Origin of the sequence: Luteibacter sp. RCC_6_2 (assembly GCF_041360655.1) — a bacterium.
In the GTDB taxonomy this organism is placed as follows: domain Bacteria; phylum Pseudomonadota; class Gammaproteobacteria; order Xanthomonadales; family Rhodanobacteraceae; genus Luteibacter.
This window is the reverse complement of sequence record NZ_JBFUPQ010000001.1, coordinates 256,410-271,837: the sequence shown is the minus strand read 5'-3', so window position 1 is coordinate 271,837 and position 15,428 is coordinate 256,410. Positions and strand designations below refer to the sequence as shown.

The window sequence follows — 15,428 nt, the reverse complement described above, 5'->3', positions numbered from 1 at the left end:
CTCAACGTCGCGTCGCGAATACGCCATCCAGGGCGGGTTGCGCCTTGAACCCCGCGAGTTCGAGGCGTTTGGCGACTTCGCGCGGCACGTCGCGGCCACTCGTCAGCTTGTTGGGGCTGCCGGTGTAGTGGAACAGGCGCCCGCCGCGGCGCAGGACACGGGCGAGCTGGGCGTAGAACGCCTGCGAATACAGTTCGCCGGCGATGCCGAAGCGCGGCGGATCGTGCAACAGCGCGTCCACCGATGCGTCGGGTACCTGCAGGATCGCCTGGGTGATGTCGCCATGGCCGAGTTGCAGCCTGCCACCGGCGTCGGCGGCGTCCGGATCGGGAGACCACGAGTTGAGCGTGCGCAACCAGAGCACGTCCGGGTTCTTTTCGAAGGACACCACGCGCGTTGCGCCGGCTTCCAGGCAGCAGGCGGCGAAATAGCCGAGGCCGCCGCAGGTGTCGAGCACCACCTTGCCGCGCGGCTCCACCAGCGCCACCTTGCGCCGTGCGTCGTCGATCGGCGATTCCTTCGACGTGGGCAGCATCTTGATGCCGTCGATCTCGAAGGTGGGCGCGCCCCATTCCGTGGGCACCAGCTTGATGAGCGACCCTGAAAAACGCGATACCGGCTCGAAAGCCTCGCCATCCCAGTAGTAGATCGTGCGGTCCTTGAGGCGCGTGGGATACGGATAACGCGCGACACCCCATTGCCAGGTCTCCAGGTGCGGGATCGCCCGGGTTTCCGAGCGACCCAGGTCCAGCGACCCTCTCCATTCCCCCGCGCCGGCGTCGCGCGAGGCCGTCAGGGCCTCGGCGACAGGGCGGGTAAGCAGCGGACCGGCGTAATGCGACACGAAGGGAATCTCCTGGCTCCGCGGCGATACGGCGGGCAGGAACGATAGGCAATCGCCGCGGAAAAGTCACCCGCGGCCTTACTGCGCGTAGCGTGTGAACACGTAGTCGTGGTCGCGCACGAGCGCCTGGTGGCAGGCGAAGCAGGTGCGGTGCTGGGCTTCGTCGACCGCCTTGCCATCGACGAATCGTCCGAACCCCCATCCACCCGTGGACGCGTATCTCTTGCTGTCCTTCACCATGACCTGCACGGTCGTCGCCGCACCGGGTACCGTCGCCGAAGCGAACTCCTTCGAAGGCGTCCGCTTCCAGGCCAGCTTCACCAGGATCGTGCCGTCAGGAAAGGGCAGGTTCGCATGGCGATAGGCGTCCACCGCCTTCGGGTTGCCGACGACGGCGCGCAACTCGTTGAGCGGGGCGTCCTCCAGCGCTGGGGCGATCAACTCCCATTGCCGGTATCCCTCCGGAATGGTCACGCCATAGATGGGCGATGCCGAGGGCGGCGTCACGTCCTCTTTCGCTCCCGACGCTTCCACCAGGACGAACAAGGCCACGAACGCGGCGGCATACGAAAGGAAATAAGCGGGCTTCATGCGACGGCTCCGTTCGTGTCTCAGGACCGCGCGACGTCGATGACCGCCTTGGCGAAGGCCTGCGGCGCTTCCTGCGGAAGATTGTGGCCGACGCCGCCGTCGACCTGGCGATGCTCGTACTTGCCGGAGAATCGCTTCGCATAGGCGGCCGGATCGGGATGTGGCGCGCCGTTGGCATCGCCTTCCATGGTGATCGTCGGCACGCCGATGGATGGGAAGGTCGCCAGCTTCGCTTCGAGCGCGTCGTAGCGTGCTTCACCCTTCGCCGCGCCCAGGCGCCAACGGTAGTTGTGGATCGAGATGGCGACATGGTCGGGGTTGTCGAACGCGCTGGCCGAGCGCTGGAACGTCGCGTCGTCGAAATGCCACTTCGGCGAGGCCTGTTCCCAGATGAGGTGCGCGAAATCGTGCGTGTACTTCGCGTAACCGGCTTCGCCTCGGTCGGTGGCGAAGTAGAACTGGTACCACCAGTTCAGCTCGGCCTTCGGCGGCAATGGCGCGCGGTTCTGTTCCTGGCTGCCGATCAGGTAGCCGCTCACGGAAACAAGCGCTTTGCACCGCTCCGGCCACAGCGCGGCGACGATGCAGGCGGTGCGTGCGCCCCAGTCGAAACCGGCCACGACGGCCTTGTCGATCTTCAGCGCATCCATCAGGTCGATCACGTCCTGCGCGAGCGCGGCTTGCTGGCCGTTCCTCGGCGTGTCCGGCGACAGGAATCGCGTCGTGCCATAACCGCGCAGGTAAGGAACGATGACGCGATATCCGGCGGCGGCGAGGATCGGTGCCACCTCGACGAAACTATGGATATCGTAGGGCCAGCCGTGCAGGAGGATGACCGGCTTGCCGTTCGCCGGGCCATCCTCGGCATAACCGACGTCGAGGCTGCCGGCCTTGATCTGCTTCAGCGTCTTGAAGGAAGTCACGGTGCCTCCGGAGGTGGTCTTTTTCGCGGGAGCCGCCGGCGCCGCATGGGCGGCGGACATCACCGTCGAGGTGTTCAACACGAATGGCGCGGCGGCGATTCCCCACGCGGTGGCACCGAGCCACCTGCGCCTCTTCTGGTCGACGGCTTCCGTCATGGCATGACTCCAGGCAGGTTGAGCGGCCACACCATTGCGGCCACGTGTCGCCTAATGTAGTCGGCCTCCAAGCGATTGATTGCAGCTACTTCCCGTGGTTTTGAAACCGCATGTAACGGTTTGGCCGCCTGATACATTGCGTTACAAAAAACAGCAGCCGATGGTGGGAACCGGACTTGCCGCACCTTGGTGGGAGCCGCTTCAGCGGCGATCCCGCGGCGGCGGGCGGACTACTGCAAGCACCCATCGCCGCTGAAGCGGCTCCCACAACAGCGTCGGTTCCACCACAGCATCGAGTAGACAGGTCAGGAATACACCTGTGGGACTTGGAACAGGCAGTTGGGACTTGGAACAGGCAGATGAGACTTGGGACAGACCTGTGGGAGCCGACTTGTCGGCGATCCCGCGGCAGCGGGCCAGGTTATGGCAAGCACCCATCGCCGCTGAAGCGGCTCCCACCAGAGCCGCCAGACTCGCGGGTATCGCTTCCTTCGTTGGCTCAGTGGACGACCAATGGTGTGCGGGTGAGGAAGTCGCCCAGGGTCAGCGCGATCAGGATGGCCAGCCAGGCGAAGCCGAAGCATGCCGCGAAGCGGACGGGCGTGCCGCTGGTTTTCAGCTTCATGAAGAAGAACAGGACCACCAAGGCCTTCAAGCCCGCGATGGCCAAGCCGGCGAAGGCGTTCAAGGCGCCGAGATGAAAACGGGCCACGATGACCGTCGCCGCCAGCAAGAACGCCAGCGCAAGAAGCGCCAGAACGTGCGCACGCAACGATGGCGGCTTCTCGCTCATGCGCGCCCCACCAGGTAATACAGCGGAAAAACGAAGATCCACACGATGTCCACCAGGTGCCAGTACAGCGCGGTGTTCTCCAGCGCTGAGTGGTCGTCAGGCGAGAAGGCGCCCGCACGCACCCGCCACGCCATCACCAGCAGCAACACGACGCCGATCGTCACGTGCAGGCCGTGAAACAGCGTGGTGACGTAGTAGAGGATGAAGAACAGCTGCTTCGCCGGTGCGAGTCGCCCGACTTCCTCGTAGCGGAGGCCCGGTATCACGGCCGCCTCGTAATCGGCGTGATATTCCACGCCGTGGATCGCGAGGAAGACGACGCCAAGCGTGGCCGTGGTGATGAGCAACCATGCCGCCACGCCGCGGCCACCCAACTGCACGCCGCGCAAGGCCAGCGCGACGGTGAAGCTGCTCGTGAGCAGTACCGCCGTCTCGACGGTGCCCAGGAGCAGGTCGGTGTGCCGGCTGCCGGACGCGAACGCGTCGGGCCAGAGCAGGCGGCACACCGTATAGGCCGCGAACAGCACGCCGAAGAAAAGGATTTCCGTGGCGAGGAAGGCCCACATGCCCAGCGTCGCCGCCTCGCGTTGTTGCGCGGCATCGTCGAATTGCTCGGCCACCCGTGTCGACTCCGCGGTCATGGCGGCGCGTAGGCGTATGGCCCGTTCTCGTCGACCTGCGGCGGGCGCGTGAAGTTGTGCGTCGGTGGCGGCGAGTCGGTCTCCCATTCCAGCCCTTTCGCTCCCCACGGATCGGGACCCGCCCTCTCGCCATGGCGCAGGGACCAGAGGAAATAACCGATGGGAAGCAGGTACGCCGATGCGAGCAGGACCGACCCCGCCGAGGAAAGCACGTTGAGCAGGCCGAATTCGGCGGGGTACTCGTGGTAGCGCCGTGGCATGCCTTCCGCGCCCGCAAGGAATTGCGGGAAGAACGTGAGGTTGAAGCCGAGGAACATGAGGATCGCGGCGAAGCGCGCCCAGGCTTCGGAATAGATGCGGCCGGTGATCTTCGGCCACCAGAAGTGGATGCCGCCGAGGTAGGCCATGACCGCGCCACCGACCATGATGTAGTGGAAGTGGGCCACCACGAAGTAGGTGTCGGTGAGGTTCACGTCCAGCGCGACGGCGGCCAGGAACAGTCCCGTCAGGCCACCCAGCATGAACAGGCCGACGAAGCCCAGCGCGTAGATCATCGGCGCCCCGAACGCGATGTCGCCCTTGTAGAGGGTCGCGGTCCAGTTGAAGACCTTGACCGCGGAGGGCACCGCGACGACGAAACTGAGGATCGAGAACACGATGCCCGCGTACATCGACTGCCCGGCGACGAACATGTGGTGCCCCCACACGAGGAAGCCGACCACGGCGATGCCGATGATCGAATACACCATGAAGCGATAGCCGAAGATGCGACGGCGCACGCTCGCCGTGATCAACTCGCTGACCACGCCCATCGACGGCAGCACCATGATGTAGACGGCCGGGTGCGAGTAGAACCAGAAGAAATGCTGGAACAACAGCGGGTCGCCACCGAGGGCGGGATCGAAGATGCCCACGCCGAACAGTCTTTCCGCGGCGATCAGGGCCAGCGTCATGGCCAGGACGGGCGTCGCCAGCATCATCACCAGCGATACGCCGTACATCGACCACACGAACAGCGGCAGGCGGAACCACGTCATGCCTTCAGTGCGCATGGTATGGATGGTCACGATGAAGTTCAGGCCGGTGAGGATCGACGAAAATCCCACGATGAACACGCCGACCACCGTCAGCAACACGTGGGAGTTCGAGAACATCGTCGAGAACGGCGTGTAGAACGTCCACCCCGTGTCCACGCCGCCGAGCAGCAGGCAAGCGATGGTGAAGAGCCCACCGGCCATGTAGAGGTACCAGCTGAACAGGTTCAGCCGGGGGAACGCGACGTCACGCGCGCCGATCATGAGTGGCAGAAGGAAGTTGCCCAGCGTGTTCGGTATGGACGGGATGAGGAAGAACCAGACCATCACCACGCCGTGGAAGGTGAAGGTCTTGTTGTAGGTTTCCGCGCTCATCACGTCGCCGACCGGCGTGGCCAGCTCCAGCCGCATGAGCGCAGCCGCCACGCCGCCAAGAAAGAAAAAGAACGTGATCGCCAGCGCGTAGAGGATCGCGATGCGCTTGTGGTCGTGCGTGAACAGCCACGAGCGCAACGTGACGCCATCGGCGAGGTAGCTGGGCGGGGCGTGCTCAGCGAGGTTCATGCGACGTCTCCCGGTCCTGTCCGCGGATCTTGAGGTAGGCGACGAGTGCGAGGATGTCGGATTCGTCGATGCGGTCCTTGTAGCTCGGCATCACTGGCTCGTAGCCCGCGGCCACCTCGCTCGCCGGCAGCACGATCGCGTCGTGCAGGTAGCGCTCGTCGGCGACCACCTGTCGCCCGTCGGCCAGCGGCACCGTGCTTCCATACAGGCCGTCCAGGCGCGGCGCGTGCACGGCGGATGCGGGATCGTGGCAGCCCGCGCAGCCAAACCGCGTGAAAAGGAGCTTGCCCCTGGCGGCGAGCGAGGCCGAGGCATGGGTGGCCAGCCAGCGTGCATGGTCCGCAGGCGTCTCCACGACCACGGTTCCGCGCATGCGCGAATGGTCGGTGCCGCAGAACTCGGCGCAGAAGAGATCGTAGGTTCCCGTGCGCGTGGGAATGAACCACAGGTCGGTATAACGGCCCGGCAGGACGTCCTGCTTGACCCGGAAGGCCGGCACGAAGACATCGTGGATGACGTCTTGCGAAGTCATCACCAATCGTACGGGCTGGCCGGAAGCGACGTGCAAGGTATCGATCTCGCGTTGCCCACCCGGGTGCTCGAACTCCCACATCCATTGCTTGCCGACGACATAGACCGTGGCGGCATCGGATGGCGGCGTGCGCATGTCGACCCACAACACGATGCTCCACGCGAAAATGCCCACGAACAGCGCGAAAGGCACCAGCGTCCAGGCCAGTTCGATACCCATCTCGCGATGCGACTCGCCGCTGCGATCCACATGGCGGCTCCGGCGGAAACGGACCGCGAACACGAGCATGGTGATGAATACGCCCAGCACGACGACCGCGCTCAGCCCCACCATGGTGTAGAACATGGCGTCCAGGTGGCCGGCGAAGGTCGAGGCGCGCGGCAGGAAGCTCATGATGCCCTCCGCCGCAGGCGGGGGATCGCCACGAGCATGCCCAGCACGAACAGGCTGCCCAGCACCATCATCAGGCGTGAGACGAGCAGGCTGTAACGGCCGGTGGCCGGGTCGTAGCCGCAGCACAGGAGCACCAGGCGGTCGATGACGCCACCCAGCCGTCCGTTCGACGCGTCGACCAGCGCGAGCCGCAGCGCGCCTGCGTCGTAGCCGACGCCGAAGAAGTACTGCGCGATGCGTCCCTCCGGTGTCGCCACGAGCAGGCCGGCGGGATGCACGTACTGCTTCGTGCGATCGTCGAGGAAGTAGCGGAAGCCGGCGGCGCGGGTCAAGGCGGCGATGGTAGGCGCATCGGCGGTCGCGAAGGTCCACGCCTGCGCACGCGAGCCATGTTCCATGTCGCTCAGCATCGTCCGTGCTTCGCGCGCGTCGTCCCGGGTTTCATGCGGATCGATGCTCAGGAAGACCACATGGAAATCCGTCGTGGGATCGAGCGGCATGGTCGCGACGGCGCGGCCCATGCCGTGCAGCGTCAGGTCGCAGAGGTTGGGGCAACGGTAGTAACCGAAAGCCAACAGAAGCGGCTTGCCATGCGCCAGTTCGCCCAGCGTCCGCGCATGGCCGTCCTGGTCGACGATCCTGGCGGACATCGGTAGCGCCGCCCCGACGTGCTGGTCGAACCCCGCCCTCGCGTCGAGGTCCGCAGGCGGCGGCGGCGTGGCCGTGGCCGCGGTGGCGACGACGAGCATGAGCAAGGCGATGAAACGGATCATCGTGCCGGCTCCCGTGTCATCAGCCGCATGGCGCGTTCTATCGGCACGCGCGCCGTCGTGTGCCGTTCGTCCACCCATTCCCAGCGATCCCGTGCCGCCTGTTCCCGCTGGAAGGTGGCGAGGTCGCGCGCCGGTTGCGCCTGCAGTCGCGGCTGGCCCACCTGTCGCACCGGCAGCGGTTCGGACGCCGCCCAGCTTTGCCAGATGAGGAAGCACACCACGAGGACGAAGACGGTCGATACCAGCATGACGCCTGCCACGATGACGAGACGGCGGCTGTCCAGGGCCTGCGGCTCGTGGCTCATGGCAGCACCATCCAGGCCAGGTGGCACGCCTGCCCGAACAGCGCGGAGGCGGCGGCGACGCGCAAGGCCTTCGTTTCCGACGACACGGAACGCGCGAGCAACACGGCGAAGGGGATGACGAGGTGGAAGACCAGCGCCGCCACGGCGAGCAGGCCCCAAGGCCCGCGTGTGCGCGGCAGGTACCATGCGGTTTCATAGGGAAGGTCGGCCATCCATGCGGTGAGGTAGTCGACGCCCGCCAGGTACACCCATCCAAGGCACAGGGCGATGAGCAGGTTACCCAGGTCGCGGGAGGCACCGTGCGCCTCCATCCTGCCGGTCGACGTGAGCAAGGTGACGCTGGTGAAGGCGACCACGAGCTGTCCCAGCGCCGCGATCAGCCCGATGGCCGACGAGCGCCAGTCGGGCGAGAGCGAGACGATCCAGTCGTTGGCGAAGACACCGCATGCGAACAGCCACAGGATGAGCGTGGCCGCCGGTGCGCGTCGCGTGAGCCAGGCGCCGGCACCCCATGCGACGAAACAACCGGCCGTGCGCCAGGCGAGGAAGGCATGGCTAAAATACCAGCGCCGCGTGGCCTCCACGGGTTGGTGCAACCAGGGAAAGAGCTGCGCCGCGGCCACGAGCAGCGCGATCGATGCGATCGCAGCCAGCGGCAGCAGCATGCGCAGGCGTCGCAGGCGGGGCTCGATCGCCTCGCCCCATCCACCGCCGGTGAGCCGATGGATCGCCAGCCAGGCGACGGCGCCCGCACCCGCCCAGGTGGCGAGCAGCCAGACAAGCAGGAAGGCGCGGGCGATCATCGCTTGCCGCCCTCCGCCGTCAACCCGCGCAGACGGGCCAGGTCTTCCGGCTCCAACCGGTCGGCGGGCACGTGGCGGCTGAACTGCAAGGCGCGGATGTACGCGACGACCGCTTGCCTGTCCGCCGGGGAGAGCCGGTCGCCATAGGGATACATCACGCCCCAGCCCCGCGTGATCACGTCGTAGAGGTGCGCGTCGTCCGCGTCGCGCAGCCGTGCCTGGTGATAGCTGGGCGGTGCGGGGAAGCCCCTGCGGGCCACCATGCCATCGCCGTCGCCCCCGGCGCCGTGGCATGGCGCGCAGAAGATCGTGTAGCGGTCGCGGCCTCGTTCGAGCAGGGCCATGGTCAGCGGCGGTGGCGCAGGCATCGCTTCCGTGCCGTCGACCGGTACGGCACCCTCCGGTGGAAGGCGCGAGGCCACCCGGTCGGTGAACAACGGCGCCTCGCCGCCTCGCTTGTACTTCGGCTGGTCGTACATGTCGTGCATGCCGCGCTCGCATCCCGCCAGCGCGACGACGAGCGACAGGGCCAGGAAGACGCGGGCGATCACGTAAGGATCTCCGCGTGCCTGAGCGGCTGGAGCGCGGCGACGTCGTCCTCGCCACGCCGCTGTTCCCAGATCGGATCGTCGGCGCGCAGCCAGAGCAGGAAACCGTCACGGCTGGCTTCCTCGAACCAGGCCACCTCGAATACCGGGTGGTAGAGCGTGGGCAAGCCGGCGCCGGCGAGGAAGGCGATGAATCCGGCGACCGCGGCGAAGAGGATCGTCACCTCGATGGCGGCCGGGACGAAGGCGGGCCAACTCGCCGCCGGGCGCCCCCCGACGTCGATCGGATAGTCGACCGCGGCGGACAGGTACTGCACGGCGAGCATGCCCAGGCCTCCCGACAGGCCCGCGCCCAGCATGATGCGCGGCATCCACCGCGCCGTGCGTCCTCCCGGGCCGGGCACGTCGTCGAGCGGGTAAGGCGAGAAGACTTCGATCCGCGTGTAGCCCTGCGCACGCAGGCGGCGCACACCGTCGCGCAACGCCGCTTCATCCACGAACTGCGCAAGACGGCCGTGACCGGTCATGGCCGGCCCTCCGTGGATTCCGCGGCCTGCCGCCGAAGTTCGACGAGGGAAAGGACGGGAAAGTAGCGGACGAAGACCAGGAAGAGCAGCGCGAACAGGCCTAGCGAACCCAACAGGAAGGCGATGTCCCATGCCGTCGGGTGGAACATGCCCCAGCTGGACGGAAGATAATCGCGGTACAAGCTGGTCGCGATCAGCATGAAGCGTTCCAGCCACATGCCCGCGAGCACGAGCAACGACACCACCAGCATGGCGGCCGCCGACCGGCGTACGCGGCGCCACCACAAGGCCTGGATGGCGACGCTGTTGCAGGCGATGGTCGACCAGAACATCCACGCATAGGCACCCGTCATGCGATGTTCGACCAGGGCGATGTCGTAGCGGTCGCCGCCGTAGTACGCGGTGAAGATGTCGGCGGCGTAGCCGTAGGTCACGACCCAGCCGGCGGCGAGCAGCAGTTTTCCGAGCCGGTCGACATGCGCGTCGGTGAGGATGTCCTCCAGGCCATAGGCGCGCCGCAACGGAACGCTCAGGACGACCACCATGGCGATGCCCGAGAACAAGGCACCGGCGACGAAGAACGGGGGGAAGATCGTCGAATGCCAGCCGGGCAGCAGGCCCTCGGAAAAGTCGAGCGCGACCATGCTGTGGACGGAGAACACGAGGGGCACCGCCAGCGCGGCGAGCAGGCGGGTCAACATCGCATGGTGTTCCCAATCGCGCGCCTCGCCACGCCAACCCAGCGCGAGCAGGCCGTAGAACACCTGCCGCCCGCGCGTGGTGGCGCGATCGCGGACGGCGGCCAGGTCGGGTATCAACCCGGTGTAGAAATAGAGCACCGAGACGACCACGTATGCGCCGATGGCGAAGAAATCCCACACCAGCGCGCTCCGCCACTGTGGCCATAAGCCCATGCGATCCGGATACGGCGCGAGCCAATAGGCGAACCAGGGACGTCCGAGGTGCAGCACGGGAAACAGGCCCGAGACGGCGAGGGCGAATACCGTCATCGCCTCGGCGTGCCGGTTCAGCGCGGACCGCCAGCCCTGGCGGGTGAGGAACAGCGCGGCGGAGATGAATGTGCCGGCCATGCCGATGCCGATCCACCAGACGTAGTTGGCGATGGCGAATCCCCAGGCCACCGGCATGGCGACGCCCCAGATGCCGACGCCGCGCACCAGCAGCACCACGATGGACGCGAAGAGCAGGCCGGTGAGCGACAAGGCCAGGACGAACCCCAGCTTCCACGCGCGCCCGGGCCGCCGCTGGAGGACGAGGCCAGTGACCATGTCGGTCAAGTGCGCGGCGTTCATGTGTCCTCCCATGCCGGATGAGGGTTGCGCAGCGCCGCCAGGTAACTCGTGCGCGGCCGCGTGCCGAGTTCCTCCAGCAACAGGTAGCGCCGGCCGGACCGCTGGGTGGCGGCGACCTCGCTGCTGGCGTCGGCCAGGTCGCCGAAGACGATGGCACGCGTGGGACACGCCACCTGGCACGCCGTGCGCACCTCGCCGTCGGCGATGCGCCGTCCGTCGCGATCGGCATCGATGTGGGCGCGTTCGATGCGTTGCACGCAGTAGGTGCACTTCTCCATCACGCCTTTCGGCCGCACGCTCACGTCCGGGTTGCGCATCGCCTTCAGGCTTTCGCTGGCGAAGTCCGCGTATTGCAGGAAGTTGAAACGGCGCACCTTGTACGGGCAGTTGTTGGAACAGAACCGCGTACCGATGCAGCGGTTGTAGACCTGGAGGTTGAGTCCCTCGCTGTCGTGGACGGTCGCCTCGACAGGACATACCACCTCGCATGGCGCATGTTCGCAATGCATGCACGGCACGGGCTGGTGATAGGTGAGCGGCGTCGCCGGCGTGCCTTCGTGGTAGCGGTCGACGCGTATCCAGTGCATCCGCCGGCCGCGTACGACTTCCTCCTTGCCGACCACGGGAATGTTGTTCTCCGCCTGGCAGGCGGCCGTACAGGCGTTGCATCCGATGCAGGCGGCGAGGTCGATACTCATGCCCCAGCGGTATTCACCGGCGGGCTTGGCAGGGTAGAGGCTGTCCGGCACCGCGGGAGCCGGGTAGTGCGGTGGGGAAGCGGGCGTGCCGGCACGGACGATGTCCCGGCCTTCCATGCCCTGATGCCGTTGGGTCGTGGCGAGCACCTCCCGGCGGCCCAGGGGCGTGAGCGTGGCGCCGGCGATGCGCCATGCATCGTCGCCACCGCGCAGCGGGTACGCGTCGTGGCCGACACCGCCGCCCAGGCCGCTGCGTCGTCCGTGACCGACGGTGAGGGTCACGGTGGTGTCCGCCTGGCCGGGGACGATCAGTACAGGGGCTTCGATGGAGCGACCGGCCATGTCGATTCGCACCACGTCGCCATCCTCAAGCGCATGGCGCTCGGCGAGCGCCGGCGATACCAGCGCGGCGTTACCCCAGGTGAGCGACGTCACCGGGCGCGGAAGCTCCTGCAACCATGCGTTCTCCGCATGGCGGCCGTCCCATGTCCATTCGTCGGGACGGAACACGATATCGATGCCCCGGTCGCCGTCCGTGCCAGGGGCCATCCCGGACGCCGGCGGAACGGTCGCCGGCGTCGGATCGTCCGGCCTCGGCGTCCGCGTGTCCTCGAACACGCCCTCCCGTAACGCCTCCGTCCATGTGTCCTCGTTCGCGAGCACGGCGTTCCACGTCGTGCGCACTAGGCCGCGCGGGTCATCGGTGACACCGCCGAGAAGCAGCTCGATCACATCGTGCGCGGAGCGTCCGTCGACGAGCGGTGCGAGCACCGGTTGCACGATGCTGACGCTACCGTCCAGCGCACGCAGGTCCGACCAGGCTTCGAGCGGATGCAGGGCGGGAAGATGCCATCGCGAACACGAGGCCGTCTCGTCACGGTACCTGCCCAGGTGCACCGTATGCGGCACGCGCGCAACCGCTTCCGCGAAGCCGGGGAGGGTGTATGCCGGATTGCAGTCCAGCGCGATCACGGTGTCGACGCGCCCGTCGCGCATGTCGTCGAGCAGGGTCGCGAGGTCCTCCGTCGACGACAGGACCGGCGTCGCCGTGCGTACGGTGACGCCATCGTTATCCAGCGTCCGATTGATGGCATCGGCCAGCGCATGGACCTCGGCGGGCTGGTACGGTCCCGCCGCCACGAGCGACGCGCCGCGGTGGGCCTTCAGGTCGGCGGCGATCATCTCGACACGATGCCGTGACCGCGCATCGAGTGCGGGTGCAGGCGATGCCATAGTGCCGGTCGCGGCGGCGAGCGCACGGGTGATCGCGACGATGTCGCCCGGCGATGCGGCCCATGCATGGTCCGCGTTGCGGCCCGTGAGTGACGGCGTCGGCTCGATCGCATAGAGGCGCGCCATGTCCTCCGCATGTACGCGCCGCGCCGCGAAATCCCGTGCGTGACGCAGGTGCCGGGGCGACGTGCCCAGCAGGTCGGCATCGAGGCTGACGATGATCATTGCTTTCGAAAGGTCGTAGAGGCGGTCTGGCGGGCGCCCCATCGCCGGTTCGTGCACGTGCCAGCGCGCGTCCGGGTAGCGTGCGAGCAAGGCCTCCCGTTGGCGGGCGAGGGTGGGCGAGTGCAGTGCCCCGGAGATGACACGCAAGCCGGCCCCCGTCGCGCCGAACCGTTCACGCATCGCGGCCGCCTCACCGTCGAACGCCGCCCAAATCGACGGTACGTCGTCGTGGCGCGGCGCGTTGGAGCGGGCAGGGTCCCACAGGTCCAGGATCGCCGCCTGGAGCCGCGCATCGCTTCCGCCAAGGCTCGATGGATGGCGCGGGTTACCGTCGATCCTGATCGGCCGTCCATCGCTCAGTTGCACGACGACACCCACGACGTCGCCCGCGCTGGTCAAGGCCGTGGCATAACGGGCCGAGGCGGGTGTGGAACGGCCGCCCCGGCCGAGTTGCGGCACGATGCGTTCCGGCGGTGGCCCCGAACATCCCGTCAGCCCGGCCAGGGCCAGCGAGGCGCCGAGCAGGCGAAGGAACTCGCGGCGTCCCATCATGGGCTCCATCACGGCGAGCGTCGGCAGCGGATCGTACGTGCTCATCGGTGGCACACCGAACAGTCGGTGAGGCGCCGGCGATCGATCCGGTACGCGTCCACCAGTTCGATACCCAGCCGGTCGTCGCGCGGATCGGGTTCGTGCATGGCGAAGACCTTGTCGCGCGGCCGCACCGCTTCCTCCGGATGGCGGTGGCAGTCGAGGCACCACTTCATCGACAGCGGCGCTTCGCGGCGCATCAGCGGCATCCGGTCCACGCGTCCATGGCACGACACGCACCCGACGCCCTTGGCGACATGGATCGAATGGTCGAAGTAGACGAAATCGGGCAGGTCGTGCACACGCTTCCAGCGCAGCGGGACGCCGCTGCGCCAGCTGTCGACCAGTGGCGCGAGCACGGGCTGGTCGGTAAATAATTGCGAATGGCAGGTCATGCAGGTGGATACCGGCGGAATGCCGGCGAAAGCGTCTTTCTCCACGCCACCGTGGCAATACCGGCAATCGAGGCCGACTTCGCCCACGTGGTGCTGGTGACTGAAGGGAACCGGCTGTTCCACGGCCTCGTCTTCGCGGTTCGGTTCGCCGGTGGCGCCCCGCCATACCGCGACACCGGCCACGGCGGATACCAGCAGTGCGAGGAGCACCAGCTTTGCGTAGAGACCGGAGCGTGGGTGGAATATCTGTGCCATCTCCCCTCGTCGGTCCTGCGTGACCCTGTAGACGCTAGTCGCGAAACCGTGCGCGCTTCGTGAAACAGGAGGCGGCGTGCTCTCTCCTGAAGGGTTCGACACCCTGTGTCCACGCGTGCTTCATGGCCGCCATGCGACATCAAGCGCACCTCACTACCACCGGGTGACCACGATGACGACCCTTTCGAAATGCATGTTCGCGACCTCGCTCGCCATGGCGCTGGCCTGTGGTGGCGCGTTGCACGCGCAGACCAATCCGGCCCAGGCCGAACGCGCCGCTCCGGCGCCGTCCGCCAAGTCCAATGCGCCCGATGCCTTCTTCGTACAGGAGGCCAGCGCCTCGGGATTGGCCGAAGTGAACCTCGGCAAGCTGGGCGCGAACCAGGGGCAATCCAGCGCGGTGAAGGCCTTCGGGCAACAGATGGTCGACGACCACACCAAAGCGAACGAGGAATTGAAGACGATCGCGTCGGGCAAATCGATCGAGGTCTCCGCCATGCCGCCACCGGACTCGGCCAAGGCCGCCGTGGCCATGGCCAAGTTGAGTGGGAATGAGTTCGACAGCGCCTTCAAGCAACGCATGGTCAAGGACCACGAGAAGGCCGTGAAGCTCTTCAGCAAGGAGTCCTCCAGCGGCAAGGACCCGGAACTGAAGGCGTTCGCCACCAAGACGCTTCCGACCCTGCAACACCATCTAGAACTAGCCCGGCAGTTGCCATGAGGTGAGGGTCAGGGCAAGGCGATCGAGGTCGAGCGTGGCGTCTTCATGGCGCAGGTATCGCGCAGGTGCGTGAGCGTCCGCTCGACCCTTTCCTCCGTCTGTGCCGCCGTCGTATCCACGGGTACCACCGATTCATAGCCGCGGACATGGGCGTCCAGCACGGTCGCGAGGATGCACGAATCGGTGGCGATGCCGGTGACCACGAGACGGCGCACGTCGAGGAACGAAAGCAGCGACGGTAGCGCCGTCTCGAACAATGCCGAGTGCCTCGGCTTCACCAGCTTCAGGTCGGTGGGCGCGGGAGCCAGCGCGTCGGCGACCTCGCGGCCCGCACCTCCGGAACCACGCACGAAATCCACCAACTCGTCGAATCCGTCCTGCCATCGGCTGAAATTGTCGTTGACATAGATCACCGGCGCGCCGTGCGCGTGGAAGCGGTCGCGCAAGGCCACGATCGCCGGGACGATGGCCTTGGTGTGCGTGGCGAGTTCGTCCCCGCCGGGGAAATCGAACGTGTTGAATACATCCAGGATCAACAGGGCGGGCGAACGGCTCAAGCGATACCTCCTT

At 66.9% G+C, this 15,428-nt stretch carries 18 protein-coding genes; 2 read left to right on the top strand and 16 right to left on the bottom strand.

What is annotated here, in order from left to right; all coding sequences use genetic code 11:
• Position 1: 1 nt before the first annotated feature.
• The 3 genes from AB6730_RS01170 to AB6730_RS01160 form a co-directional block, all read right to left on the bottom strand.
• The gene (locus AB6730_RS01170) at positions 2–844 is read right to left on the bottom strand and encodes an SAM-dependent methyltransferase (RefSeq protein WP_371021834.1); all 843 of its coding nucleotides are present in this window, start codon (positions 842–844) and stop codon (positions 2–4) included.
• A 78-nt stretch (positions 845–922) separates the two neighbouring features.
• Positions 923–1,435, bottom strand: a complete 513-nt coding sequence (locus AB6730_RS01165; RefSeq protein ID WP_371021833.1) for a cytochrome P460 family protein — start codon at positions 1,433–1,435, stop codon at positions 923–925.
• 20 nt (positions 1,436–1,455) lie between these two features.
• A complete protein-coding gene (locus tag AB6730_RS01160; protein ID WP_371021832.1) occupies positions 1,456–2,358 on the bottom strand; it encodes an alpha/beta fold hydrolase in 903 nt (300 codons plus the stop codon).
• Between the two features lies 1 nt (position 2,359).
• Here AB6730_RS01160 and AB6730_RS01155 point away from each other — a divergent pair, with 1 nt between their 5' ends.
• Entirely contained in the window at positions 2,360–2,521 is a 162-nt protein-coding gene (locus AB6730_RS01155; RefSeq protein WP_371021831.1) for a hypothetical protein, read from the top strand.
• A 492-nt stretch (positions 2,522–3,013) separates the two neighbouring features.
• Here the strand turns inward: AB6730_RS01155 and AB6730_RS01150 are convergent, their stop codons facing one another.
• From AB6730_RS01150 to AB6730_RS01095, 12 genes are read right to left on the bottom strand one after another with little or no spacing between them, the layout of a single operon-like run.
• Positions 3,014–3,307, bottom strand: a complete 294-nt coding sequence (locus AB6730_RS01150) for a cytochrome C oxidase subunit IV family protein (RefSeq protein ID WP_371021830.1) — start codon at positions 3,305–3,307, stop codon at positions 3,014–3,016.
• Positions 3,304–3,948: a cytochrome c oxidase subunit 3 family protein gene (locus AB6730_RS01145; RefSeq protein WP_371021829.1), complete on the bottom strand. Its 645-nt coding sequence runs from the start codon at positions 3,946–3,948 to the stop codon at positions 3,304–3,306. The genes AB6730_RS01150 and AB6730_RS01145 overlap by 4 nt, the downstream gene beginning before the upstream one ends.
• Entirely contained in the window at positions 3,945–5,546 is a 1,602-nt protein-coding gene (gene ctaD, locus AB6730_RS01140; protein ID WP_371021828.1) for a cytochrome c oxidase subunit I, read from the bottom strand. Before ctaD ends, AB6730_RS01145 begins: the two co-directional genes overlap by 4 nt.
• On the bottom strand, positions 5,533–6,471 hold the full coding sequence (gene coxB / locus AB6730_RS01135; RefSeq protein WP_371021827.1) for a cytochrome c oxidase subunit II: 939 nt from the start codon (positions 6,469–6,471) through the stop codon (positions 5,533–5,535). Before coxB ends, ctaD begins: the two co-directional genes overlap by 14 nt.
• Positions 6,468–7,244: an SCO family protein gene (locus AB6730_RS01130; protein ID WP_371021826.1), complete on the bottom strand. Its 777-nt coding sequence runs from the start codon at positions 7,242–7,244 to the stop codon at positions 6,468–6,470. The genes coxB and AB6730_RS01130 overlap by 4 nt, the downstream gene beginning before the upstream one ends.
• Entirely contained in the window at positions 7,241–7,549 is a 309-nt protein-coding gene (locus AB6730_RS01125) for a hypothetical protein (protein ID WP_371021825.1), read from the bottom strand. The genes AB6730_RS01130 and AB6730_RS01125 overlap by 4 nt, the downstream gene beginning before the upstream one ends.
• Positions 7,546–8,352: a hypothetical protein gene (locus AB6730_RS01120; RefSeq protein WP_371021824.1), complete on the bottom strand. Its 807-nt coding sequence runs from the start codon at positions 8,350–8,352 to the stop codon at positions 7,546–7,548. Before AB6730_RS01120 ends, AB6730_RS01125 begins: the two co-directional genes overlap by 4 nt.
• Positions 8,349–8,903, bottom strand: a complete 555-nt coding sequence (locus tag AB6730_RS01115) for a cytochrome c (protein ID WP_371021823.1) — start codon at positions 8,901–8,903, stop codon at positions 8,349–8,351. The genes AB6730_RS01120 and AB6730_RS01115 overlap by 4 nt, the downstream gene beginning before the upstream one ends.
• Positions 8,900–9,427: a DUF3341 domain-containing protein gene (locus AB6730_RS01110; RefSeq protein WP_371021822.1), complete on the bottom strand. Its 528-nt coding sequence runs from the start codon at positions 9,425–9,427 to the stop codon at positions 8,900–8,902. Before AB6730_RS01110 ends, AB6730_RS01115 begins: the two co-directional genes overlap by 4 nt.
• On the bottom strand, positions 9,424–10,740 hold the full coding sequence (nrfD, locus tag AB6730_RS01105) for an NrfD/PsrC family molybdoenzyme membrane anchor subunit (RefSeq protein WP_371021821.1): 1,317 nt from the start codon (positions 10,738–10,740) through the stop codon (positions 9,424–9,426). Before nrfD ends, AB6730_RS01110 begins: the two co-directional genes overlap by 4 nt.
• Positions 10,737–13,493 carry a 4Fe-4S dicluster domain-containing protein gene (locus tag AB6730_RS01100; RefSeq protein WP_371021820.1) on the bottom strand — a complete coding sequence of 919 codons (2,757 nt, stop codon included), beginning with the start codon at positions 13,491–13,493 and terminating at the stop codon, positions 10,737–10,739. Before AB6730_RS01100 ends, nrfD begins: the two co-directional genes overlap by 4 nt.
• Positions 13,490–14,137 (bottom strand): cytochrome c3 family protein, encoded by a 648-nt coding sequence (locus AB6730_RS01095; RefSeq protein WP_371021819.1) that lies wholly within the window; start codon positions 14,135–14,137, stop codon positions 13,490–13,492. The genes AB6730_RS01100 and AB6730_RS01095 overlap by 4 nt, the downstream gene beginning before the upstream one ends.
• Positions 14,138–14,309: 172 nt before the next feature.
• Between AB6730_RS01095 and AB6730_RS01090 the strand changes: the two genes are divergently transcribed.
• Positions 14,310–14,858 carry a DUF4142 domain-containing protein gene (locus AB6730_RS01090; protein ID WP_371021818.1) on the top strand — a complete coding sequence of 183 codons (549 nt, stop codon included), beginning with the start codon at positions 14,310–14,312 and terminating at the stop codon, positions 14,856–14,858.
• A gap of 8 nt (positions 14,859–14,866) precedes the next feature.
• Here AB6730_RS01090 and AB6730_RS01085 read toward each other — a convergent pair whose 3' ends face one another.
• Positions 14,867–15,415 carry a cysteine hydrolase family protein gene (locus AB6730_RS01085; protein ID WP_371021817.1) on the bottom strand — a complete coding sequence of 183 codons (549 nt, stop codon included), beginning with the start codon at positions 15,413–15,415 and terminating at the stop codon, positions 14,867–14,869.
• Positions 15,416–15,428: the final 13 nt, after the last annotated feature.

Coding starts and splice junctions, on each gene's coding strand:
- AB6730_RS01165 (WP_371021833.1), bottom strand. CDS start 1,435: ATGAAGCCCGCTTATTTCCTTTCGTATGCCGCCGCGTTCGTGGCCTTG.
- AB6730_RS01150 (WP_371021830.1), bottom strand. CDS start 3,307: ATGAGCGAGAAGCCGCCATCGTTGCGTGCGCACGTTCTGGCGCTTCTT.
- AB6730_RS01145 (WP_371021829.1), bottom strand. CDS start 3,948: ATGACCGCGGAGTCGACACGGGTGGCCGAGCAATTCGACGATGCCGCG.
- ctaD (WP_371021828.1), bottom strand. CDS start 5,546: ATGAACCTCGCTGAGCACGCCCCGCCCAGCTACCTCGCCGATGGCGTC.
- coxB (WP_371021827.1), bottom strand. CDS start 6,471: ATGAGCTTCCTGCCGCGCGCCTCGACCTTCGCCGGCCACCTGGACGCC.
- AB6730_RS01130 (WP_371021826.1), bottom strand. CDS start 7,244: ATGATCCGTTTCATCGCCTTGCTCATGCTCGTCGTCGCCACCGCGGCC.
- AB6730_RS01125 (WP_371021825.1), bottom strand. CDS start 7,549: ATGAGCCACGAGCCGCAGGCCCTGGACAGCCGCCGTCTCGTCATCGTG.
- AB6730_RS01120 (WP_371021824.1), bottom strand. CDS start 8,352: ATGATCGCCCGCGCCTTCCTGCTTGTCTGGCTGCTCGCCACCTGGGCG.
- AB6730_RS01110 (WP_371021822.1), bottom strand. CDS start 9,427: ATGACCGGTCACGGCCGTCTTGCGCAGTTCGTGGATGAAGCGGCGTTG.
- nrfD (WP_371021821.1), bottom strand. CDS start 10,740: ATGAACGCCGCGCACTTGACCGACATGGTCACTGGCCTCGTCCTCCAG.
- AB6730_RS01100 (WP_371021820.1), bottom strand. CDS start 13,493: ATGAGCACGTACGATCCGCTGCCGACGCTCGCCGTGATGGAGCCCATG.
- AB6730_RS01095 (WP_371021819.1), bottom strand. CDS start 14,137: ATGGCACAGATATTCCACCCACGCTCCGGTCTCTACGCAAAGCTGGTG.
- AB6730_RS01090 (WP_371021818.1), top strand. CDS start 14,310: ATGACGACCCTTTCGAAATGCATGTTCGCGACCTCGCTCGCCATGGCG.